The organism is Microbispora sp. CL1-1 (assembly GCF_012034195.1).
Taxonomy (GTDB): Bacteria; Actinomycetota; Actinomycetes; order Streptosporangiales; family Streptosporangiaceae; genus Microbispora.
Map to the genome: position 1 here is coordinate 1 of NZ_JAATEK010000224.1, position 328 is coordinate 328.

Genomic DNA, 328 nt, shown 5'->3' on the forward strand with positions numbered 1-328 from the left:
GTCCGCCCCCCCGCACAAAGAGAGGTGCGGATTACGTCAGACAAGGGGTTGTGACCGACCCCTTGGTATTTCGAACCTGATCGGCCGGCCGACCTGGTGGAGGCGCTCGCCGGGTTCGGCTCACAGCTCAGGCGCGCGTGGGAGGACGGTCGTCTCGCCGAGGACACCTACATCGCGGCTCGGGCGGAGCTCGGTGCGGCCGAGGATGCCCTGCAGACGGAGGCCCTGCAGACGAAGGCGCTGCAGACGGAGGCCCTGCAGACGGAGGCGCTGCAGGGCAAGGGCAGGCTGCCCCTGGCGCTCGAGAAGCTCCGCGGGTTGATCCGCC

At 69.8% G+C, this 328-nt stretch carries 1 protein-coding gene; it reads left to right on the plus strand.

Annotated features, from left to right (window positions below; translation table 11 throughout):
* Positions 1-96: 96 nt before the first annotated feature.
* Positions 97-328, plus strand: a 232-nt coding sequence (locus HCK04_RS40715; RefSeq protein ID WP_205831306.1) for a hypothetical protein, incomplete at its 3' end; no start/stop codon positions are given.